Annotated in this window: 13 protein-coding genes; 11 read left to right on the top strand and 2 right to left on the bottom strand. The window is 56.1% G+C overall.

Translation table 11 applies throughout. The annotated features are described in order from the left end of the window. Positions 1–15: 15 nt before the first annotated feature. From CGZ80_RS15250 to CGZ80_RS15220, 7 genes are all read left to right on the top strand, one after another. Positions 16–2,556 carry a polysaccharide biosynthesis tyrosine autokinase gene (locus CGZ80_RS15250; protein WP_094415897.1) on the top strand — a complete coding sequence of 847 codons (2,541 nt, stop codon included), beginning with the start codon at positions 16–18 and terminating at the stop codon, positions 2,554–2,556. A 112-nt stretch (positions 2,557–2,668) separates the two neighbouring features. Next, on the top strand, positions 2,669–4,585 hold the full coding sequence (gene xrtU, locus CGZ80_RS15245; RefSeq protein WP_094415895.1) for an exosortase U: 1,917 nt from the start codon (positions 2,669–2,671) through the stop codon (positions 4,583–4,585). A gap of 1 nt (position 4,586) precedes the next feature. Beyond that, complete coding sequence (locus CGZ80_RS15240; protein WP_094415893.1) at positions 4,587–6,113, top strand: tetratricopeptide repeat protein; 1,527 nt, start codon at positions 4,587–4,589, stop codon at positions 6,111–6,113. A 246-nt stretch (positions 6,114–6,359) separates the two neighbouring features. Continuing rightward, positions 6,360–6,749: a hypothetical protein gene (locus tag CGZ80_RS15235; RefSeq protein ID WP_094415891.1), complete on the top strand. Its 390-nt coding sequence runs from the start codon at positions 6,360–6,362 to the stop codon at positions 6,747–6,749. 361 nt (positions 6,750–7,110) lie between these two features. Further along, the gene (gene cimA / locus CGZ80_RS15230) at positions 7,111–8,706 is read left to right on the top strand and encodes a citramalate synthase (protein ID WP_094415889.1); all 1,596 of its coding nucleotides are present in this window, start codon (positions 7,111–7,113) and stop codon (positions 8,704–8,706) included. After that, positions 8,703–11,804 carry a valine--tRNA ligase gene (locus CGZ80_RS15225; protein WP_094415887.1) on the top strand — a complete coding sequence of 1,034 codons (3,102 nt, stop codon included), beginning with the start codon at positions 8,703–8,705 and terminating at the stop codon, positions 11,802–11,804. The genes cimA and CGZ80_RS15225 overlap by 4 nt, the downstream gene beginning before the upstream one ends. A 47-nt stretch (positions 11,805–11,851) precedes the next feature. Then, positions 11,852–12,145: a hypothetical protein gene (locus CGZ80_RS15220; RefSeq protein WP_094415885.1), complete on the top strand. Its 294-nt coding sequence runs from the start codon at positions 11,852–11,854 to the stop codon at positions 12,143–12,145. A 4-nt stretch (positions 12,146–12,149) separates the two neighbouring features. Here CGZ80_RS15220 and ggt read toward each other — a convergent pair whose 3' ends face one another. Further along, on the bottom strand, positions 12,150–13,892 hold the full coding sequence (gene ggt / locus CGZ80_RS15215) for a gamma-glutamyltransferase (RefSeq protein WP_094415883.1): 1,743 nt from the start codon (positions 13,890–13,892) through the stop codon (positions 12,150–12,152). Positions 13,893–13,990: 98 nt separating this feature from the next. Further along, a complete protein-coding gene (locus tag CGZ80_RS15210) occupies positions 13,991–15,544 on the bottom strand; it encodes an arylsulfatase (RefSeq protein ID WP_094415881.1) in 1,554 nt (517 codons plus the stop codon). Positions 15,545–15,759: 215 nt separating this feature from the next. Here CGZ80_RS15210 and CGZ80_RS15205 point away from each other — a divergent pair, with 215 nt between their 5' ends. From CGZ80_RS15205 to CGZ80_RS15190, 4 genes are all read left to right on the top strand, one after another. Continuing rightward, positions 15,760–16,620, top strand: coding sequence for a hypothetical protein (locus CGZ80_RS15205; RefSeq protein ID WP_094415878.1), 861 nt, complete (start codon positions 15,760–15,762; stop codon positions 16,618–16,620). A gap of 486 nt (positions 16,621–17,106) precedes the next feature. Then, on the top strand, positions 17,107–18,408 hold the full coding sequence (locus CGZ80_RS15200) for a DUF1501 domain-containing protein (RefSeq protein WP_094415876.1): 1,302 nt from the start codon (positions 17,107–17,109) through the stop codon (positions 18,406–18,408). An 84-nt stretch (positions 18,409–18,492) separates the two neighbouring features. Then, positions 18,493–20,940: a pre-peptidase C-terminal domain-containing protein gene (locus CGZ80_RS15195; protein WP_094416037.1), complete on the top strand. Its 2,448-nt coding sequence runs from the start codon at positions 18,493–18,495 to the stop codon at positions 20,938–20,940. 43 nt (positions 20,941–20,983) lie between these two features. Then, a complete protein-coding gene (locus CGZ80_RS15190) occupies positions 20,984–23,464 on the top strand; it encodes a DUF1549 and DUF1553 domain-containing protein (RefSeq protein WP_094416035.1) in 2,481 nt (826 codons plus the stop codon). Position 23,465 lies beyond the last annotated feature (1 nt).

Here is a 23,465-nt window from a genome sequence, read left to right as displayed (position 1 = left end):
AGACAACTTCCCCACATGATTGCAGAACCTTCGAAACCAGGAACGAGTTTTCGCAACCGTCAGGTTTCCAATCGCCAAAACGTCGTCATGTCGGCGCAACCGCTGGACATTCCCGGCGCACTTTGGCGCTATCGCTGGGCTGTGCTGCTGCCAGGTATCCTGTTCGGAATGATCGGGTTTCTGATCTTCACGCAGATGCCCGAAACCTATCGCTCGTCAACGCGACTGATGGTCGAGTCGAATCGCCCGCCGATCCTTGACACCGTCACCGGAGAAGTCGTCGGCGGCGTCCCAGACATCGAAGTCCTGCAAGCACAGCTGTACAGCGATACAGTTGCCCGCATGGCTTTCGAACAGCCGGTGATGCAGCCGTTCAAAGAGCTTTACGAAAACAATCTGGAGAAGTTCGCCAAAGAGGTTCAGGAAACACTGACCCTCGAGCCCGAGGTGACGGACGTCAAAACGGCTCAATCTTTGATCACTCTGTTGCACTTCGACAGCGAGATCCCGGAGCACTGCGAAGCGGCGACACAGGCCTATAGCAAGTCACTGCAAGATTACTACAACCAACGCCATCGCCACACGCAAGAAGACCTCACGCGTTTGATCAACGTGGCGATCGGCTCGCTGGCTCCCAAGCTCGCCGAAATGGAACGCGTCTACAACGACTTCCGCCGGGAAGCACCGCTCGACTGGGACAGCGAAGGCAACGCGATCAACCCGCACCGCGAACGCCACCTGGCCTTGATCGCCGAACGCTCGCGTCAATTCCAAGAACTGCGTTCGCAAGAAACGATTTTGTCGCAAATGGAAAGCGTCGCAAAGCAGTCCGACGACCCGCGGATTGTCTTGAATGTGATGAGCCAATTGCTCGGTGCAAAGATCAGCTCGATCTCCGACAAACGTGACAACGACCCACTCGTTGGCGATAGCGCTTTGGCGGCGATCGACGTCCAAAAGACTCTGCTGCCGTTGATGGTCGAACGAAACATCAACGCTCGCGAATTCGGCGAGTCGCACCCGACGGTCAAAGCGTTTGATCAACAGCTCGAAACAACTCGCGAAGAACTGTTGAAACTGGTTGAGCAACAATCTGACCGTATCGCGAAGCTTCGTGAAAAATGGTTCGAAGACACCTACGGTGATCCAGTCGCCCGCGCGAAAGAAACCGTCGAGGCTGTCTTGTATTCGCACAAGGCAATGGTCAAGACGCAGCAACTGCACCTGAAAGATCTCGATGACCAGATCGCCAGCGAAAAACGCGCTGCCGCTGAGTTGGCCAAGGACGAGCAAAAGAACGCTCAGATGATCCGTGAGATTGAGCAAAGCCGTGAACTGCTGCATCAACTCGAAGAAAACATGCGGAAGTCGCAACTTGGCAACGACGACAGCGTCACGAAAGTCGACGAACTTTGGAAACCGACCAAGGCGATGGTTGTCGGACCTAGCTTGATCAAAACGGCCGGCTTGGGCACCGTGCTCGGCATCCTGCTTGGCAGCGGCCTTGCGTTGCTGCTCGAGAAAAACGCCAACACGTTCCGCGATCCGGAAGAAATCAGCGCGACGCTGGGTGTCGCGATTTTGGCTCACATCCCATTCTTCCGCGGCAAACGCCGAAAAACGAAGAAAGGCGAACTCGACCCTTACAAGTCTTTGTCCACCGACTTGGCGGTCGTTCACCAGCCATCGAGCATGACGGCCGAATCGATCCGCTCCTTGCGAACGGCAACGTTCTTTGACATGAGCAACATCGAACGCGGACGGATCTTGCAAGTCACCAGCCCCTTGCCCGGTGACGGTAAAAGCACGATTGCATGTAACCTCGCGTGCTCGATCGCCCAAAGTGGTAAACGCGTCCTCGCGATCGACTGTGACTTGCGTCGTCCCCAACTGACCGACAACTTCGCGTGCGAAGAAAAACTCGGTTTGACGAATGTACTTAACGGCGAATGCGATCCGCTGGATGCCGCCCACGCGACTCCCCTGCCGAAACTGCATGTGATGCCGTCCGGCCCGATTCCGTCGAACCCGGCCGAAGCGTTGACGTCGCCGATGATGAACGAACTGCTCGACTACCTTCGCGAGCAATTCGACTACATCATTTTGGACACGCCGCCGCTATTGGTCGTCACCGACCCAAGCATCACGGCGAGCATGGCGGATGCTGTGATCTTGACGCTTCGTATTCGTCGCAAGAGCAAACCGAACGCCCGCGAATCGCTGAACATTCTCAACGGTGTTGGTGCAAACGTGCTTGGTGTCGTGATCAACAACTCGGAAGAAGCCACCGCTTCGGACGGATACACCGGTTACGGTTACTACCGCCACGGTCGATACGGCGGGCAGTACTCTCGCGGCAACGGCCAGACCAGCGCGACCAGCGTCGCGGTGACGAACAATCGCTCGATCATCAAGAACGAGTCGTCAAAGACGAATGGCTTTTCGTCCAAAACCGCCTCATCATCGGGCTCGTCCAGCAACGGCACCTTGGTCAAGACAATGCCCAAAACGTTGCCTCGTGACAGTGAGTCTGATCACGGCGACTTGAATCAATAACGGCCCTCGGTTGAAACAACCGTGTGCGTCAAATCGGAACCGCGTCTTGTCCTTGCGACGACACGCGGTTCGTTTTGCATGACAATCCTCCAATTCGACAACTATCGATACCATGTCGTCCGCGGACTCTGCACAGGCGGGAAGCTCGGTCAATGACGAGCACTTGAATCCTGCCCCTTCTTCGGCTGGTTCTGATCAGCAAACAATCGGATCGCCACACTCGAATTGGCGATGGTTCTGGCTGGCGCTGGGCATCGTTTCCGTGCCATTGCTGGTGCCCTACCTGGTAACGCTGTGGGCAAACACCACCTACCACTACATCCCGTTTGCCGTTGCCGTCGTGGTTTGGCTCGCTTATCAGCGCAGCGACGGGGTGTTCTATCCTCCGCGCGGCACAGCCAGTTGGGCTGCTGTCGGCATTGGATTGCTGCTGGTCGTCGCGGGCGCGATTTTAAAGTTTCCCTGGTTTGGCGCAGTCGCTTGCGTGTTGTTTGCGACGTCGCTGCTGCGCGCAATGCGTGGGCCACATGACCGCACGCTTCTTGTCCTTGCCCTTCCACTCTGGTCAGCGATTCAGCTGATTCGCTTGGACGCGTTGTTGGTCATTCGTCTGCAACGGATCACAACTTGGATGTCGAGCGTCCTGCTTGACGCGGTCGCGATCCCACACGCGGTCACCAACAACGTGATTCAACTTGCCGATCGCGAGTTGTTTGTGGCGGAGGCATGCAGCGGAATCCAATCCGTTTTTACGCTTGGATTTCTTGCCCTTACAGTCGTTGCATGGAAAAAGCGGCGTGTCTGGACCGCACCGATTTACTTGGGCATTGCCTGTCTGCTGGCCCTGTTTTCGAATGTCGTCCGAGTCACCGTCGTGGCATTGGCGGCTAGCTGGTACCAGATCGACTTGGCAGAAGGCTGGCCGCACGAACTGCTCGGCTATCTGGCACTCGGACTCGCATTCGCGTTTCTGTTGTCCTTCGACTTCCTGATGGTGACGCTGTTCCACGTTGTGCCTGACGAAACGGAATTCAATCCGCTCGTTAGTGTTTGGAACCGCATCGCGATCCGCGACAGCGAGGAGGAAGGCGGTCGAATGACCCAACGTGATACCAACACCTGGATCGAACAAGACCGGCGCGGCATGTTTTTCGAAACAGCCCAATCACTCGTGCGAAACCGCAACGCGCAGATCGGATTTTTGTGCGTGATGGTCGTGGTTGGCGGGCTTTCAATCTTTCAAGTGATCACGTCTCGTCGACCAGAAGACCGTGTCTCTGGTGAAACCGACTTGGTCTTTGACCCGCCGTCTGATTTGGTGAGTGCCCTGCAATCCTTGTCGGTGGTCAATCACGTTGCCAACCGCAACTACGAAGTTCCCTACTTGGGAGCAAACTCCGACGTGTGGGAATGTTCTTGGGAAGACATGACCGCCCAGATCGTCCTCAGTCAACCGCACAAAGGTTGGCACGAATTGTGTGACTGCTACGAACGATTGGACTGGATGTTGCTCGACCGGGACATCAAGTCGCCAACCGACTTCGAAACACTTGAAATCGAATCGCAAAACCCCGACGCGCTGCGAACCACCTACGTGCTCGCCCGTTTCAAACAGGGCCCCTCGGCACGAGGATACCTTCTGTTCTCGGGAATCGGCAGCGACGGAACTCTGCTTGATGCGCCAAATAGTTTGGCGGCATTTTCCCACCGCGTTTGGAACCGCATCGACTCGACAGGTGTGTGGGACCAAAACGAAGTGCTGATGTTTCAGATGTGGGTGATTGTCCCTGACAAAATCGAACCGAAACGCTTGCTGGCTCTCGAAGAAGACTTCATCGCAATGCGTGCGAAGATCGCCGATGCGATTGCAATCAACGCGGGCCGCATTCGGCCTACGGAAACGAAATCGCAGCCCGCCCAAGCGAACGTACAGCGTCCGAATGACGCGACACCCGAAGTCGCCGCGTTCGCCACCGAAGCGAGCAGCTTGTCGGACGACAAACTAACGACCGAATCGGAGGTGCACTGAGATGCAAGCGTTAAACCCTCTGGCCTGGATGCGATGGTGCACCGAATTTATCCGAGCGTGGTTCTTGGGGATTCCTTGGCAAGACGCTCCCAAAGCGATCCCGGCAATCATCCTGTCGGTCGTCTTGTTTGTCACCGGCTTCATCGCGTTTAGCGGCGGAACCGGTTGGCGCAATCGCCGACTTGAACGCCAACTGATGGTGTCGCTGGAAAAGGATGACTTTCCGACCGCCGAAATCGTTATCAAGCGGCAACTCGAAACAGACCCCAACAACCTCGAATTGCTGCACCGCTACGCGTGGGTGCGAGATGCACAGTCACACAGCGAAGAAGCAACGCAAATCATGCGAAAACTGCTGCAGCGCCGACACGTTCCGGCAGCTCGGTGGTTATTGCAGAATGAAATGCTTGGCAAGAAATGGGCCGACTTTGATGAGCAACAACTCGACGAATGCGGTTTAATTCTGGAGCTGATCTGTGACGCCGATTCGAAAGACATCAACGTCAGGAAGATGTACACCGACTATGCGATCTTCCGCCGTCGCTATGCCGCGGCGATCGAAATGCTTGACGAGCTATCGCAAACGGAACCATTGCTGGGACTAAAGGCCGCCGAGCTTTCCCGCCGCATCGGCGACACGGACAAGGCCGAACTGTATGCGACGAAAGCCCTGGACAAGGCCCAGGAAATGCAAAAGGACGATCCGATGAACGCCAGCTTGGCATTCATGGTCGCCCGCAATCAGCTGTTCCTCGAACGACACAGTGACGCGATTCGGACATTGAAAGGCAGTCTGGAAATCGCGCAGACGGAACAAGAGAAAAAAATGCTGACGCTGGGACTTGGCGATGCGATCGTCGCTTACGTCAACTACATCGAAAAGTCACCGACGGACACCGTCAGCGAACGACTCCGCGTCATGCGCATGCTCGAGGTGGCGGTTCAGATCGCTCCCAACAACCCTCGCGTCGTGACGATGCTGGCAGACCACGTCCTAGGGAACCTCGACGAATCTGACAAAGATGTCGTCAGTGTTCGCAACGCACTGGTGAAAGGATCTCCACTTTGGATTTCACACTTCATCAAAGGCACCGCGGCATTGATGAAGGAAGACGTTGACAACGCCGAACTGCACCTGGGCCTCGCCGCTGACTTAAATGACAAAAGCGCCGCCGTTCTCAACAACTTGGCGGTCGCACTGACGATGCGTGAAGACGCTGACCTGGAACGCGCCCTGCAGGTTTCGGACAAGGCAATCGAGTCGACGCCAATGCCGACACCGCACTTTTTCGAAACGCGTGGCCAAATCCTGTTTCGGATGGAACGCTACCGCGACGCGATCAGCGACTTAGAACAATCACTCACGTCGCCATCGCTGGCACTAAAAGCCCACGAAATGCTGGCACAGTGCTACGACAAAGTTGGCGATTCCGAGCTCGCTGACGAACACCGTCGCGAAGCAGAGCTGATGAAGAAAGACGCGGCCGCAGGGGAGCTCGAGTTCCCCAATAGCAAATCCGAGGAATAGGCCTGGCGGCAAGACCTAGGCAGTGCCGTAGGCCTTGCTTCCCTCCACACAACGGTTGCCCCAAGTGCTCGGCCCTACAGCCGCACCTGGGGCAATTTTTTTTCCTGGAATGATCGTCACAGGGGCTGAGCGATTTATCCTTTTGGGCTGACATTGTCGATTGGTCAGAGGTAGGATTGGGTACGGATCGGTTGCCCGATTCAATTACCTACAAGGCGGTACTCCTAGGTTTGAATAGATCGGTCAATGGCACGATTTGGCATCGTTTCTGGACTTCTTTTGTGCATCGATACGGCGATCGCACTCTTCGGCTCGATTGAGAAAGTCCCTCTGCTTTTTATCCCCATGATGTTGGGGATTCCCATCCTGTTTTTCGGGGTGGTGGCGTTGAATCCGCACCGCAAACGCCAGGCTCTGGCGACAGCCGCCGGTGTGGGCAGCCTCGGTCTGCTGATCGGCTGTGGCCAAGTGTTCCAGTTTTTGTCGATTTGGCGAAATGCCGGAATCGTGAACATGCACTTCGCCCGAATTGTCACGATGATGATCGCCATTTGCATCGTGTTCGTGTTTAGCTACTGCTGGACGATGGTCCGCAGCGAAGGCTTCCGACTACGCCGTAGCACCTCGACCCGCTGACTGGCACCACCGGCTGGCAAAACGACCGATTCGGGGGCGGATTCAGCCTCCGCACAGACGTTTGAGGCGCCATCCCCAACGAAACAGCCGTGATTGACGAACGCGAGGCACAGGTTTATCCTCACCGCCAGCCGACTGAACCCCACCCCGAATTGAAGCATTCCCCGCATGATTACCCGTGTCATTATTTGCCGCGTCCCTGGCTCGGTTTGCCAGTGATGACGTGGGGGAAACGATGCCCTGGAACCACTCAGCCTGCACCGGCTTGTTGAGATTTCGTTCCGGTGACACGGTAGTTCAAACAAACAGCACCCCCCGTAGCAGGCCCGCTTCGGGGGTTTTTTTGTAAACGAAAGTAGCCATGACTTCGAAACAGATCCAAATCTACGACACCACTCTCCGTGACGGCTCGCAAGGCGAAGGCGTCAGCTTTTCGTTGAACGACAAGCTGCAAATCGCGATTCGCCTCGCCGAAACCGGCGTCGACTTGATCGAAGGCGGTTACCCGCTGAGCAACGAAAAAGACGTCGCGTTCTTCGAACAGATCCGCAAACATGATCTTGGCGATTCAAAGGTCTGTGCCTTTGGGATGACACGTCGGCGTTCGATGAAGGCCGAAGACGACCCGGGCATGAAAGCTCTCGTCGCGGCCCAAACGCCAGTGATCACCGTCGTTGGCAAGACGTGGGACTACCATGCGACCGAAGTCCTGCGGGTCTCGCTCCAAGAGAACGTCGACATGATCGGCGAGAGCGTCGCCTTTCTGAAAAAGTCAGCCGACGTCGTCTACGACGCCGAACACTTCTTCGATGGATACCGGGCCAATCCGCAATACGCCATCGAGACACTTCGGGCGGCAGCAGCCGGCGGTGCGACCACGATGGCGTTGTGCGACACCAACGGCGGCTCGCTCCCAGAACAGATCGCTGAAATCACCCAAGCGGCTATCGAAGGGCTAAGAGATTTCCCAAACGTGATCTTTGGGATCCATTGCCACAACGATAGCGAACTAGCCGTCGCCAACTCTCTGGCTGCCGTCGACGTTGGCGCGTCGCAGGTCCAAGGGACGATCAACGGCATCGGCGAACGCTGCGGCAACGCAGACTTGCTGTCGGTGATGGCCAACCTTGCGCTCAAAAAGAAAGGCTACACGGTACTCGGCGGACGCGACCTGCAATCCCTGACCGAACTTAGCCGTTTCGTTTACGAGACCGCCAACCTGCAGTGGCGAACGAACCAGCCATTCGTCGGACAAAGCGCTTTCGCTCACAAAGGCGGAATGCACGTTCATGCGATCAACAAAGCCTCGTCGACGTACGAACACATCAACCCCGAGTTGGTTGGTAACGAACGCCGCATCCTGGTGAGCGAACTATCCGGTCGCAGCAACATTGCGGCGGTTGCGACGCAACATAGCATTGAAAATGATCGCGAAATCCAGGACAAAATCCTGTCCGAGGTCGTTCGACTGGAAAACCAAGGTTTCCAATATGAGAACGCAGCGGGCTCGTTTGACTTGTTGATCAAGCGTACCGTTGGGACGTTTACACCGCATTTCAGCCCGATTAAATACCGAGTGGTTGCCGGGGAGACGTCGGCCGATGAAAAAGATGTCTATGCCGAAGCGATCTTGAAGATCCGCGTCGGTGATCAAGACTGCTTTGCGGCAGCCGAAGGTCACGGGCCGGTCAACGCACTCGACTCGGCAATCCGCCAAGTATTGCTGCCGTTCTACCCTGCGTTACGGGAAATGCACTTGGTCGATTACAAAGTACGAATTTTCAATAATGGTAGCGGCACCGCTGCCGGAACCCGCGTCATCATCGAAAGCGCCGACCACAACGAGTCGTGGAACACCATCGGCGTCAGCGACAACATTATCGAAGCCAGCTTTCAAGCGTTGATCGATTCGGTCGAATACAAATTGCACAAAGACAACATCACTCCGGCGACATGAACGAAAACACCATCCCGATTCGGTTCGATCACTCAACCGCAGCCGACGAGATTGCGCAGCGATGGGACAAGGCCGGTTGCAGCCACGCGGAAGTTAATCCGAACAAGAAGCCTTACTCAATCGTTATCCCGCCGCCAAACGTGACCGGTGCGTTGCACTTGGGGCACGGTTTGAATAACACGCTACAAGACATTTTGATCCGTACCAAACGGATGCAAGGTTTCGAAGCGCTGTGGATGCCGGGAACAGACCACGCCGGGATCGCAACTCAAGCGGTCGTCGAGCGACGCTTGAAGGAACAGGAAAACCTGTCGCGTCACGACATCGGCCGCGAAGGTTTGGTGGAGCGTATCTGGAGCTGGAAAGACCAATACGAAAAACGCATCATCGGCCAATTGCAGCGGATGGGCTGCAGTTGTGACTGGCGTCGTACGCGGTTCACGCTGGACCCAACCTGTGCGGCCGCCGTTCGGGCCACGTTCTTTGATCTGTTCCAAAAACAACTGATCTATCGCGGCAAACGCTTGGTCAACTGGGACACGTTTTTGCAAACGGCGGTCAGCAACGACGAAGTCGAGAACGTCACCAAGAAAGGTCACTTCTATCACTTCCGTTACCCGGTGATCGATCCCAAACCCGGTGAGCCCGAGTTCGTCGAAATCGCGACGACTCGTCCAGAAACGATGCTTGGTGATACTGCGGTCGCCGTACACCCTGACCCATCCGCCGCGCTGGATCGTGTCGCCAACGAACTGCAAGAGAAGCTGGTTGCGGCAAGTGCCAAAGAAAAGACTGACGTCCAGGCCCAAATCGATGCGCTCGCGAAACGACGTGAGTCGATGCTTCCGAAGCTGATCCAGCTTCGTGACATGGCCGCCGACGGTCGTCAGCTGATGCTGCCTTTGGTCAATCGCGAGATCCCGCTGGTGACCGATGAGTGGGCGAAACCTGAACTGGGTTCAGGCTGCGTCAAGATCACGCCGGCGCACGATCCCAATGACTATGAGGTCGGACAGCGACAAGAGCTGCCGATGATCAACATTTTGAATCCTGACGGGACAATCAACTCGGTCGCGCCAGCGTATGAAGGATTGACGATCCCGCAGGCGCGTAAACAAGTTGTCGCCGATTTGGACGAAGCAGGATTGCTCGGCGATATCGAAGACCGCGATATCGAAATGCCGCTGTCAGATCGCAGTAAGACCGCGATCGAGCCGTACTTGGCTGACCAGTGGTTCGTCAAAATGGATGAACTCGCCCAATCGGCGATGGATGCGGTCAGCGACGAACGCGTCAAGATTTTCCCGACACGCTATCGCAAAGGCTATCTCGATTGGCTCGGCGAAAAACGCGACTGGCCCGTCAGCCGCCAACTTTGGTGGGGACACCGAATTCCGATTTGGTCGGCAACGTTTGAGACCGAAGCGGAAGCCAATGCGATCGTCGACAAAGCAAAATCGCTTGCCGGCGACGATCAAATTTCCGCGGCCGTTCAGCCGAACGCGGATGGCGAGTCCTTTAACGTGTTCGTCTGCTTGCGGAACGAAGACTCGCCGCTGGAACCCAAACTCGAAGCGTTGCGTCTAGTTCGTGATGCCGACGTACTCGACACCTGGTTCTCATCCGCTCTATGGCCACACAGCACCTTGGGTTGGCCGCAAAAATCCGCAGAGCTCGACTACTTCTATCCGACATCGACCCTGTGCACCTCGCGCGACATCATCACGTTGTGGGTGGCTCGCATGGTGTTGATGGGTCTGAACAACCTGGGCGAGATTCCCTTCGACCAAGTTTACATCCACCCGACCATCTTGGATGGACACGGCGAACGGATGAGCAAGAGCAAAGGCAACGGTGTTGACCCGATCGACGTGATCGAGAAGTTCGGCCCCGATGCACTGCGGTTCGGATTGACCGAGATCGCGACCGAAACGCAAGACGTTCGTATGCCCGTCCAGTACGAATGCCCGCACTGCGAAAAACTGGTCGACCAAACAAAGAAGAACCGCACCGCAACAACGATCGATTGTCCCGAGTGCAAGAAGACGTTCTCAACACAGTGGGCCGAATCCGAAGCAGACAAGCAACATCCGAAGGCCGCTGTTGTTAGTGAAAAGTTCGAGAACAGCCGCAACTTCGTGAACAAGTTCTGGAACGCGTCACGATTTGTTCTGATGAACCTCGAAGGCTTCACGCCGCAAGCGATCGATGTTGCGAAACTGCCGGTGGAAGACCGCTGGCTGCTCAGCCGATTGGCGACCGTTACACGCCAAGTGACTGACGCGATCGAACACTTCCGATTTGCCGAAGCTCGCAGCGTGATCTACGACTTTGCATGGAACGAGTTCTGCAGTTTCTACGTCGAAATTGCGAAGCCTCGCCTGGCTGACGAAAAAGAACGCAGTCTCAGCCAAAACGTGATCGTGCACGGTTTGGACACACTACTGAAACTGCTGCATCCGATCACACCGTTTGTGACCGAATCGATCTGGGGCTTCCTCAATGAGATCGCGCCGACACGTGGCTTGGATCGCAAACCCGCGAGCGAATTGTTGATGGTCGCGCCGTGGCCAGAATCCGATTCAAGTCACAATGACGCGGCAATCGAGCGTCAGTTCTCGGAGTTCCAACAAGTGGTCGTCGCGATCCGCCAGATCCGCGCCAGCCAATCGATCAAGCCACAAGAAACGGTACCGGTTTCGCTAACGTGCAGTGAATCCAGCCAAGCCTTGCTCGCGCCGATGTCGACTTATTTCGCCGGACTTGCTGGCGCCGACGTCCTGGCGATCGGCCCCGAGGTTGAAGCGTTCGAAACCGACGCACCACTAACGATTCCCGGGATCGGTATCGAAGTCCACGTCGACTTGGAAAAGTTCATCGATGTCGAAGCCGAGCTATCGCGTTTGGAAAAGCTGCTTGGTCAAATCATCAAACAGGTCGCTGGCAAAGAATCCAAACTTGCCAACGAAAACTTCGTCTCTCGCGCACCGGCCGACGTTGTCGAGAAAGAACGTTCGTCATTGACAGACTTGATTGCCCGACGGGAATCCGTAGAAGCGGACATCAAGAAACTGCGGGAGAAAGCATCATCCGACTGAATCACGATCCCCAATTCGACAAAGGGCAGCCCGAACGCACCGAGTTCGTGCGTCATGCCATCCGGGTTGCCCTCAAAGATCGAAAGTTAGCAAAGCGTGGTCATGTGGCCGCCGAAGGCGTTTGTCGTGTTCTGCTGGAACTTGCCGTCGATCACTTTGCCGAATCCGGCAAAGAAGAATTGATCGCCTGGGAATTCGCCAACAGCCACGACCTCGGTAAGTTCATTTTCGCGTCGGCAGACGCCGGTGCGATTGAGCTGTCCGAATCGGATCAGCTTGCCGACTTCGACGGCTGGTTTGACCTGAACCAGGATCCCAGCCGATGGGGGCTGCAGTGGTAGCGAGCTACCTCGCGGCTTCCACGCTACCGCCACGCCGCCAATCCGAAACGCCCGTTGCCGTTCCGGTTTCTGGATCGATTGCGATCGCATGGACGGAACCTTGGCGGCGGCCAGACGGACGGCTGCATTGGTGCCCCATCGCCTGAAGCGCCGGTGTGATCGCGTCGAAATGCTCGTCGTCTTCTAAGGAAACTTGATCCGGGAACCATTGATGGTGAAACCGTGGCGCTTCGACCGCTTCGAGCAGTGGTCTGTCAAAGCCGATTGATTGCACGATCACTTCGGCGACCGTGTTGATGATCGTGCGACCGCCGGGACTGCCGACAACCAAAACCGGCTGTCCGTTCTTAGCAATGATTGTTGGCGACATCGAACTGAGCATTCTTTTGCCTGGGCCAACCAAGTTCGCCTTCGTGCCGATCTGGCCGGTCTTGGTTGTCATACCAGGAACCCAATTGAAATCGCCCATCTCGTTGTTGAGCAACACCCCGGCATCCTTGACCATGATCCAACTGCCGAAAGACCGCTCGAGTGTCGTGGTCGTACTCACTGCCCAGCCATTACCATCCACAACAGAATAGTGCGTGGTTTGTTCGCTTTCGTACGGTCCAGCGGTTAAGGGAATGTGTCCGGCAATGTCCGCACTCGAAGTGGCTTGGCGAGGCGAGATCGTTCGGGCCATTGCTTCGACATGGGCATCGTCATACGCGTCGCCAACTTCCGTTGTCGCGGGGTCACCCAGCAATGCGGCACGAAGACGAAACGATCGCCGCATCACTTCGATCATCAAATGCATTTGTGGCGTCGTCCAAACCGCGTCCGATGACGGAGTCAAATTCAATCGCTCGAGCATTCGAAGCTGTAGCCCGACGGTCAGGCCGCCCGAACTTGGCGGCGGTGCCCCATAGACGTCGTGCCCTTGATACGCCGATTGTGTCGCGGTGCGAGCAACAGCGTTGTAGCCAGCCAAGTCATCACGCGAAATCAACCCATCGCCACGTTTCATCTCGGCGACGATTTTGTCCGCCGTTTGACCTTGGTAAAAACCATCCGCGCCTTGATCAGCGATCCGTTGAAGCGTGGCCGCGAGATCTGGCTGGACCAAACGATCACCGGGCTTCCAAAGTCGTTGATCGGGATGCCCAAGCACGCGGCGAAATTCGTCATAGCGTGCGTCTTTGATCGCGGGATCCGTCAACGCGGAATTCAACGAATACGCCAAGTAGTCATCAACGACAAATCCCTCTTTGGCAAGCTTGATAGCCGGGGCAACGAGCTCCTTCCAAGCCAAGGAACCATATTTTTGGTGGGCGAGTGCCATGCCTGCGACCGAGCCGGGTGTGCCAGCCATTTTTGCATGCCGCGACTGTGACCAATTGACGAACGACCTTTCAGTCGCTGCCTGTGGTGCGGTTTCGCGAAAGTCAATGCAGACAACGTCACTTGGCGATGCAATATTCGGAGGGCTGATCAGCATGAAACCGCCGCCGCCGATGTTGCCGGCTTCTGGCCAAGTGACCGCCAACGCAAAGCCAGTCGCGACTGCGCTATCGACGGCGTTGCCGCCAGCTTCCAGGCACTCGCGTCCGATGATCGACGCGAGCGGACTGGTCGTTGCTACAACGCCATGATTTCCAGCACCAACATCTGAGGGGGTTTGCTTGGGTATCGCGACCTGAGGATTCGCACGGACATCGACCAACCAACTGATCGCGAAAACAACACACAACGAAATACGGAGCGGCATCAATCAACCCTACGTGAGAATCAGACGGTTTTTCTTGAGCGAGCGTCCTTGATTGTCGTGCGCCGCCAAGCGTTGTGAAGTTGGTGTCCTCCGCCTCGCTACTTGGCGGGTTTGTTCTTCCACCAAGTTTCCCATTGCTGACGAAATTGATTCACGAGTTCCGGTTCGCGTTTGGCGAGGTCGTCTAGCTCACAAGGATCTTCGACAAGGTTGTAGAGTTCCCAGTCTCCTTTGTCATATTGCACCAATTTGTGCGTCTCGTTGCGGATCGCTTTCGCCTTGCCAAATTGCCAATAGATTGGCCAAGGTCGTTCAACGGTTTCGCCCCGCAGAGCTGGCACCAACGAATGGCCCGGTAGTTCGTCCGTGATGTCGGCCTGCGCCAGATCCAACATCGTGGGCATAAAATCGGTCAGGTGTCCGACGTGGTCCGTGGTTGTTCCGGCAGCAATCTTGCCGGGCCAATAGGCGATCAGCGGCGTCCGCGTTCCGCCTTCATAATCAGTCGTTTTGTACTTTCGAAACGGAGTGTTGGAGGCGTTTGCCCAATGACGCCCTTGTGTCAGGAAGCTGGTGACCTCCCAAGGCATCGAACCTTTGACCGTCGATCGGTCGGCGGAGTCTTCGCAGGCGCCATTGTCCGAGAGAAAAAAGACCAAGGTGTTGTCGCTCTCACCGATGTCATCAATCGTCCCAAGTAGCTTGCCGATATTGCGATCCAATCGATCAACCATCGCGGCATAGGTCGCCATCCTCAGGTCCCACCAATCGCGATCGTCAGACTTGATGTCGTCCCAAGCTGGCAAGCGAGCATCGCGGGGCGACAGCACAGCGTTATCGGGCAGAATGCCCAATTGTTGCTGACGAGCGAATCGCTGCTCGCGGAGTTTGTCCCATCCGATCGCGCCGTACTTGCCGCGGTATTTCGCGACGTCCTCTTCGGACGCATGCATTGGGTAATGTGGTGCGGTGTACGCCACATACAACAAGAACGGCTGCTCTTCGTCGCGATACTGATGCAGGTACTCGACCGCTTTGTTTGTAAATGCGTCGGTGGTGTAAAACTCGCTGCTCTCTGGCGTGTAGGGCAAATACTCCTGTTCGTCATCGGCCCAACGCCGCACCATCTTCTTGGCTGGCTCAGGTTCGCCCGGCCGCGCGTGCCCGGGGTTCCAAAAGTTACAGCAACCGTCAGTCAACCCGAAGTGTCTGTCAAAGCCACGCTGATAGGGCGTTTGTCCGGCGTGCCACTTACCAGTCATCAACGTACGGTAGCCAGCGTCGCGCATTCGCTCGCCAAAAGTCGGCGCGGCATAGTGCACCGAAGCGGACGCACCGACATGGTGCCACCAACGGCCGGTCAACAGCGACGCTCGCGTGTGCTCACACTTGGCGTTGTTGTAGAACGTTCGAAATCGCACGCCGCCTTGCGCTAAACGATCCAAATTCGGCGTTTCGATCTCACCTCCATAACATCCGATATCGCTCCAACCCATGTCATCGCACATGATCAAAACGATATTGGGACGGCTGTCACGAACTTCCTCATCAGCCGAACAACACTGGGCTCCGGCGCCAAATAGGATCGGGACGACACAAGCAAAAATGGACGAAGCGGCAATTCGAGGAAACCGCAGGCTGTTCGCGATCATCGGCTGATGTCTCGGAAAAGGAGGAGAAGGCGGGGCAGCGGGCAAGGCCTGACGAAACCTGATTATAAAGGATGCGACACTGCCGGAATGGACCAGCCGTCGCTCGCCACGCCCTAATTAATAGACAACGCGTCTTCAGTGTGTTAGCCTGATTCCCTGGCGTTGCAGCGTAGAGCGCCGAGAACAGGGAAACGCGATCGCGTGGAGCACGAAAGATGTTGGTTGAAAAGTTTGATCGAAACTTTGGCGGACTCATCATGCTTGTGGCGTTCCTCGTCGCGTCGGTTGCATCGCAAGCGACCGCCCAGGACTCTGACAAGAACGAAACTGCAAAGACGCAACGCAGTGAGACACTCTTCAAACACTTTGACCAAACAGGCAAAGAGCTGACGCTGCAAGCGGACTCTGGCGAGGCATATCACTGGAACCCGAAGCCCTTGTTCCGCTTTTCAACCGAAGGTCAATTCTTTGGCAGTGTTTATGTTTGGACCGACAAGTCAGACCGCTTGGCCGTGGTTGGAACGATCGGCTCGATTCCGATCAACGGCCGCGACACGGAATTCGTCGAACTTCATTTGCTGAAGCCACAGCCAATTACACCGCTTCGAATTGGCAATCCGCCCAACAAGACTTGGCGCCCAGAAGTTGACAAGCTGGCGCTGAAAGACATCGAAAAGGCGCCAGAGGTTAGCACCAATGATGCGGTTCGATTACGACAAATGCGAACGCTGGCTAGGCGTTTCAGCGCGGAAATGATTCACGACGGACAGACCAATCATCTCCGGCTACTTCCCCAGCCGATCTTTCGCTACGAGAAGTCGACGCCAGATCGTGACGGCGCCCTGTTCGCATTTGTGTGGGATAACGGTACCGATCCGGAGGTGCTGCTGAGGATCGAAGCTGACAGTTCCGGCGAAACCACAGGTTGGCGCTACCAACCAGTTCGCTTCACTTGGCGAAGTGTCAATCTGTCTTTGGACGACACTCAGGTGTGGACCATGCCCGAAATGCTGAACCGTAATTTGCCAATGCAAACGACTCCGTATCTCACCGGACTCACTCAGGCAATCCCCTAGCACTCTGCCAACGACCGACTTGGGGGGTGAAGGTTTGACGGATGGGGAAACTTTCGCTACGCTAATCGACCCTAAGGGAAAATGTGTTCAGTGGATCCGCCGAAAAATTGAACCCTCGGCCGGGATCACAAGCATTCGAGCCAGATCGACTCGTGCAGAAACGTTGGACCTAGATAAAAATCCACTATGCTTGATTTTATCAGGTTCATCGGAACAAATTAAACGTTGGAGTGTTGGCAGGGCGACCGGGCTCTGCAGATCTCCACCGGCGTGACGGACCGATTCGAACTCAGCCCTACCCACCCCAATCCCACCTCCCAGCATGTTTGACGCTGCCCCAGGCCGACGACATGTTCCCGCCCAACGATGATCTCGTCGCAGCTGTTTTGTTGGCTGCGTCGCCGTCTTGATCGCCGAGGAAGTCCTCCGCGACAAGGTTTGTTTGATAGATCTCAAGCACTTCAACATTGACTACGGAGTCGTTCGATGCGTTGTGAAGGAAGTCCATTCAGTCGGCGCGGTTTCTTGACAGTCGGAGCTCTCGGAGGGCTAGGGCTGTCGCTGCCAGAGCTGCTGATGCGAGAAGCAATGGCGGAGCAAAAGCAATACGACTTCGTCGAAGCCAAGGCGAAAAGCGTCATTCACGTTTACTTGCCCGGGGGGATCGCTCACCAGGAATCGTTCGACCCCAAACCGTACAGCCCGCTGGAATATCGGGGCGAGATGCGGACGATCAAAACCAACACCGGCGAGGTATTCGCCGAAACGGTTCCGCAACTGGCTCAGCGTGCCGACAAGTTCAGCATTATTCGTTCGATGACGCACGGCGAAGCCGCTCACGAGCGTGGCACGCACAACATGTTCACGGGGTACAAGCCAAGCCCAGCGCTGCAGTACCCCTGCTTCGGTTCGGTGGTCAGCCACGAATACGGGCCACGAAACAACCTGCCACCGTATATCTGTATCCCGAACGTCCCCAACGAATTCGCCGGGACGGGGTATCTTCCCAGCAGCTATGGCGGGTTTGCGTTGGGCTCCGATCCGGCGCAAAACGGTTTCAAGGTTCGCGACCTGGACTTGGCAGGTGGCGTTGATGGCGAGCGATTTGTACGCCGTAAACAAGCCCTCGAAATGGTGAATAACCAATTCGCCTCGGCCACTGCTGCGGACAACGTCAATGCAATGAACACGTTCTACGAACGGGCCTATAGCTTGCTTGACACTCCCGCTGCGAAGGAAGCCTTCGATATCGATAAAGAAGACGCCGGTCTTCGCGATCGCTACGGGCGAAACCAGGCCGGGCAGCGTTTGTTGATGGCGCGACGCCTGGTCGAAGCCGGCACGCGATTGGTGACCCTGACATACGGCGGCTGGGACATGCACCAGAACATCACCCAGGGATTCCGCAACCAGATGCCGTCGCTTGACACAGGCTTGGCGGTGCTGCTTGATGACCTCAGCGATCGCGGTCTATTGGACGAGACGTTGGTGATGGTCAGCAGTGAATTCGGTCGCACACCGAAAATCAACCCCGATGCGGGACGCGATCACTGGCCCAAGGTGTTCAGCGTGATGCTAGCTGGTGGCGGGATCAAAGGCGGCATGATTTACGGGTCTTCCGATTCGACCGCTGCCGAACCGGAAGACAATCCCGTTTCGCCCGCCGACTTGGCAACGACCATGTATCGCTTGATGGGAATCGTTGCAGACAAAGAATTGATGGCACCGGGGGATCGGCCCATCGAGATCGTTGATGGCGGAAAGCTAATCACGCCATTGATGGTTTGATCGTAGGGTTCAACCAAACGACCGCCTGCTTCGGTGGGCGGTTTTGACTATCACGACCGTTCCTCAATCGTTAACGAATCGACGATGTTGATAAGAAACGCGGGCCGCATTTGCCGAGCCCTGACCTTAGCGACCCTAGTCGCGTCCGTCGCCTCCACGGCGAATGCGACCATCCCCGAAGTCACGTTGCTGGAACCTCGTGGTGTGGTGCGAGGGGAAGAATCGGTCGTGAAGTTCCGCGGCAATCGACTGAGTGACGCTTCGCAAGTGCTCTGCGATTTACCAGGAATCGAAATCCTGGAAGTCAAGCCGATCAACAACTCTGAAGTCGAAGTCAAAATCAAAGCAGCCGCCGACTTGACGCCGGGCCTTTACCCACTTCGTCTGGTCACAAAAAGCGGGATCGCAAACCTTCGTCTACTCGGTGTTGGCTCGATGCCAATCGTGACGGAAGCCGAACCGAATGACGAGTTCGACGCCCCGCAAGCGATCGAATTGAATTCGACCGTCGAAGGAATCGTCAAACGTGAAGACGTCGACCACTATCAGGTCAAGCTTGCCAAAGGGCAAACACTGAATGTCGAAATCGAAGGCCTTCGGCTTGCATTCTCGCTGCAAAATCGTGACATCCTGGATCCCTACATCGCGATCCTTGATTCAGGTCGCTTCGAAGTCGCATCAAGCGATGATAGTGATCTGTTGCAACAGGACGGCATGTGCTCCTACACCGCGCCAGAAGACGGCACCTACACGATCTTGGTTCGTGAGAGTTCTTTCCAGGGCAGCGACTCGGGTACCTACCGGTTGCATGTTGGAACGTTCCCACGCCCTGTCACCGTGATTCCCGCGGGCGGTCAGCCGGCAAGTGAATTGAATGCCCAATTGATCATGTCGGACGGCACGGAGCGTTCGGCAATGATCCCGTTGCCGAGCGAATCGCAAGAACAATGGGGCGTGGTCACCCAAGACGACACCGGCGTGACGCCATCGCCGAACTGGGTCCGCGTCAACAATCTGCCGGTGGTGATGGAACAAGAGCCGAACGACGATCGTGCGAAAGCGCCCCTGTCAGAAGTCCCCGCCGCATATTGTGGCGTGATTGGCCAAGCCGATGATTTTGATTGTTTCGCGTTCGAAGCCAAAAAGGGAACACGCTACCGCGTCGAAGTCTTCGCTCGCAATGTGCTTCGTTCGCCGTTGGACGCGGTGATCAACGTCTTTGCCCCCGACAACTCGACGATCGTTTCGAACGATGATAGCCGCGGTCGAATTGACCCGTTCTTGGAGTTCGATGCCAAGGACGATGGGCCACACAAGGTTCGCATTTATGATCACCTCCGTTCCGGCGGACCGACCTACAACTATCGAATCGAAGTCAGCACACCGCCACCATCGGTCAGTTTGACGCTGAAAGAGCTCCGCCGCGACGAAGCGCAGGTTGTCGCGGTTCCAATCGGAGGACGCAGCGCGATGATGGTGTCCGTCAACCGCGACCGTTACGGCGGTCCGGTGGAGCTTAGCCTGGACGGATTGCCTGCTGGTGTGACCGCGACGGCGTTTCCAATCCCCAATGGACGTCCAGAGGCTCCGGTGGTTTTCACCGCCGCAGCTGATGCAGGCTACAACGCTTCGCTTTACACCGTTTTCGGTAAAGGCGACGAGAACAATCCGCTCGTCGGCGGCAAACTTTCCCAGACGCACAACATGGTGCTTGGGCAGAACCGTCGCCCGATGTGGACTTACGATACGACACGCGCCGCGATGGCGGTAACCGATCCAGTCCCCTTCGAAATCGAGTTGGTCCAGCCACAAACTCCAATCGTTCGTGACGGCAGCAAGAATCTGCTCGTTCGCATCAAGCGTAACGAAGGCTTCGAAGAAAACGTTGCCCTTCGCACGCTCTACAACCCGCCCGGGATTGGAATCAACAACGGACGCTCGATTCCAAAAGGACAATCCGAAGTCGAGATTCCGATTACGGCAAACGGCGGTGCGGGTGTTGGCGAATGGCCGATCATTTTCATGGCTTATTACAACACGCCTAACGGCCAAGCCGTAACCGCGACACCACCGATCAACTTGGTCGTCGAAAGCCAACTGTTTAAGTACGACTTTCCTAAATCGGCTGGGGAACTTGGTGCCGATGTCGCCTATGCGTTGCCCGTCGAGACGCTTCGTGAATTTGAAGGTGAGGCAGAAGTCCAACTGGTCGGCCTGCCCGCGGGTGTAACCTGCGAAGCACCGACCCAGCCCATCCCGGCTGGTGCCGAATCGGTCACGTTCCAACTTAAGATCACCAACGAAGCGAAAGTCGGTTTGCACAAAACGTTGAACGCTCAAAGCCGGGTAACGGTCAACGGCGAAGTCATCGTGCAAACCAATGGGACCGGTGAACTGCGGATCGACCAGCCATTGCCGCCAAAGGTTGACGAACCTGCGAAGCCAGAGCCACCAAAAGCGGAAGCGCCCAAGCCTGCCGCCCCCAAACCGCTCAGTCGTCTTGAGCAGTTGCGACAAGAAAAAAACCAGTAGCATTCACAACGAAATTCAATCTAACCGAGCGCAAGTCCTCATGATGATCCGAACGGTAAGCCCATTGCTGATTGCTGCGTTGCTCGCTGGCATCTCATTGGCCGTCACACCGGCTGAAGAGACGCCCGCAGAAGAGGCTTCGAGTCAGCCGAGCGGCACTGCCCGCCAAGTCGACTTGGCGATCTATCCTCCTGAAATCAAATTGAACTCGACCCGTGATTTCCAATCCTTTGTCGCCGTCATTCGCCGTGACGACGGGATCACCGAAGACGCCAGTGATCGAGTGATCTGGAACATCGCTGACGAATCCAAAGTTCGGCGTGACGGTTTCAAATTGTTCCCAGTCGCCGACGGGCAAACTGAACTGGTTGGCGAATACCTCGGGACCACGATTAAAATTCCGGTGACGGTCTCCAACGCGACCGCCACACCACCGATCAGTTTTACCAATGACGTGATGCCGGTCCTCACGCGAGCCGGTTGCAACACCGGATCGTGCCACGGTGCGGCGCGAGGCAAAGACGGTTTTCGCTTGAGCCTGTTTGGGTTTGACCCTGTCGGCGATTACACACGAATCACACGCGAGATCGGTTTTCGCCGAATCAATTTGGCGATCCCGGCCGAAAGCCTGTTCGTCAAAAAAGCGATCGGCACTGTTCCACACACCGGCGGCAAACTGTTCGGCACCGATTCGGAATACTACGCCACGATTCTGGAATGGCTGGCCGCGGGCGCGCACAACGATCCCCAAGACAACCAACCGCCGACGGTCGATGCCGTTGCCATCTATCCACCACAAGCGGTGATCGAAGGCGAAGGTGCCAAACAACGATTCGTCGCGGTCGCCACCTATAGTGACGGCACGACACGTGATGTCACCACCTTAGCCGCGTTTACATCAAACAATTCCGGCACCGCTGACATCGACAACCTCGGCATGGTCACGGCAGGCCGTCGTGGCGAAGCATTCGTCATGGCACGTTTTGATACGCACACCGTTGGCAGCCAAGTGTTGGCATTGCCCGTCGGCCTGCAATACGAGCCACCTCAGGTCACGGGCAACTACATCGACCAATTGGTAGGCAAAAAGCTGCAACAACTGCGGATCTTGCCAAGCGGATTGTGCTCAGACGAGGAGTTTCTACGCCGGGTGACGATCGACATCACTGGCTTGCTGCCGACCGAAGAAGAATACGGTCGTTTTATCAGTGACACTGCCGACGACAAACGCGCACGTTTGATCGATCAATTGCTCGAACGCAAAGAGTTCAGCGAAATCTGGGCGATGAAATTCGCACAACTGCTGATGGTCAAAAGCACGAATGATGTCAGCTACAAATCAGCTTACCTTTACGCCAATTGGTTGACCGACAAGTTTGCTCGCAACGTTCCAATCGACCAAATGGTTCGCGAGTTGTTGACCAGCACGGGCGGAACGTTTTCGTCACCGGCCACGAACTTCTATGAAATCGAACGCGACACGCTAAAAACTGCCGAGAACGTCGCGCAAGTTTTCATGGGGATTCGCACGCAGTGCGCCCAGTGCCACAACCACCCGTTCGATCGCTGGACGATGAACGACTACTACGGCTTCGCCTCGTTCTTTTCACAGATCGGACGAAAAGGTGCGGAAGATTACCGCGAGCGAATCGTATTTAACCGTGGCGGCGGTGAGGTCAACCACCTGGTCACCAACCAACCGGTCCCGCCAAAGTTCCTTGGGGGCGAATCGCCTGACACTCGTGGCAAAGATCGCCGAGAGGTTTTGGCCAACTGGCTGACCGAGCCAACGAATCCGTTCTTTGCAACATCGATTGCCAACCGTGTGTGGGCACACTACATGGGCGTCGGATTGGTCGACCAAGTGGACGACATTCGCGTCAGCAACCCGGCCAGCAACCCTGAACTGTTTGACACGCTCGGCGACAAGTTAGTCGAGTACAAATTCGACTTCCGTCAACTTGTCCGTGACATTTGCAACAGCCAAGCGTACCAGCGCAGCAGTGAAACGAATCCGACCAACGCCCATGACACCCGGAACTACGCCTACGCGCTAACCCGACGTATCCCATCGGAAAGCTTGTTGGATTGCATCTGCCAAGCAACTGATTCGCCCGATAAATTCCGCGGTTTGCCGCTGGGTGCTCGAGCAGTTCAAATCGCCGACGGCCAAACGTCGAATTACTTTCTGACAACATTCGGACGATCGCCTCGTGCAACCGTCTGCGATTGCGAGGCATCGACGGATCCGTCGCTCTCGCAAGCGTTGCATTTGCTTAACGGCAGCAGCGTCAGCCAAAAGGTCGCTCGTGAAGGCAAGGTGCGAAAATGGCTTGACGAAGAGAAATTGACCAACGAACAAGTCCTCGAGCGGATCTATGTACGTTGTCTGACACGTAGGCCGACCGCGGAAGAATCGGCGCAGCTCACGGGGATGCTGGAACAAACCGACAACAAAGTCGCTGCACTCGAAGACGTCTACTGGGCAGTTCTGAATAGTCGCGAATTTGTGTTCAATCACTGAG

The organism is Rhodopirellula sp. MGV (assembly GCF_002251265.1).
Lineage (GTDB): Bacteria > Planctomycetota > Planctomycetia > Pirellulales > Pirellulaceae > Stieleria > Stieleria baltica_A.
This window is presented reverse-complemented; position numbering and strand designations above follow the sequence as displayed.

What these genes read in the sequence shown, in the direction of transcription:
- CGZ80_RS15240 (WP_094415893.1), top strand. Translation starts at nt 4,587, where the DNA reads ATGCAAGCGTTAAACCCTCTGGCCTGGATGCGATGGTGCACCGAATTT.
- CGZ80_RS15210 (WP_094415881.1), bottom strand. Translation starts at nt 15,544, where the DNA reads ATGATCGCGAACAGCCTGCGGTTTCCTCGAATTGCCGCTTCGTCCATT.
- CGZ80_RS15190 (WP_094416035.1), top strand. Translation starts at nt 20,984, where the DNA reads ATGATCCGAACGGTAAGCCCATTGCTGATTGCTGCGTTGCTCGCTGGC.
- CGZ80_RS15250 (WP_094415897.1), top strand. Translation starts at nt 16, where the DNA reads ATGATTGCAGAACCTTCGAAACCAGGAACGAGTTTTCGCAACCGTCAG.
- xrtU (WP_094415895.1), top strand. Translation starts at nt 2,669, where the DNA reads ATGTCGTCCGCGGACTCTGCACAGGCGGGAAGCTCGGTCAATGACGAG.
- CGZ80_RS15225 (WP_094415887.1), top strand. Translation starts at nt 8,703, where the DNA reads ATGAACGAAAACACCATCCCGATTCGGTTCGATCACTCAACCGCAGCC.
- ggt (WP_094415883.1), bottom strand. Translation starts at nt 13,892, where the DNA reads ATGCCGCTCCGTATTTCGTTGTGTGTTGTTTTCGCGATCAGTTGGTTG.
- CGZ80_RS15195 (WP_094416037.1), top strand. Translation starts at nt 18,493, where the DNA reads ATGTTGATAAGAAACGCGGGCCGCATTTGCCGAGCCCTGACCTTAGCG.
- cimA (WP_094415889.1), top strand. Translation starts at nt 7,111, where the DNA reads ATGACTTCGAAACAGATCCAAATCTACGACACCACTCTCCGTGACGGC.
- CGZ80_RS15200 (WP_094415876.1), top strand. Translation starts at nt 17,107, where the DNA reads ATGCGTTGTGAAGGAAGTCCATTCAGTCGGCGCGGTTTCTTGACAGTC.
- CGZ80_RS15235 (WP_094415891.1), top strand. Translation starts at nt 6,360, where the DNA reads ATGGCACGATTTGGCATCGTTTCTGGACTTCTTTTGTGCATCGATACG.
- CGZ80_RS15205 (WP_094415878.1), top strand. Translation starts at nt 15,760, where the DNA reads ATGTTGGTTGAAAAGTTTGATCGAAACTTTGGCGGACTCATCATGCTT.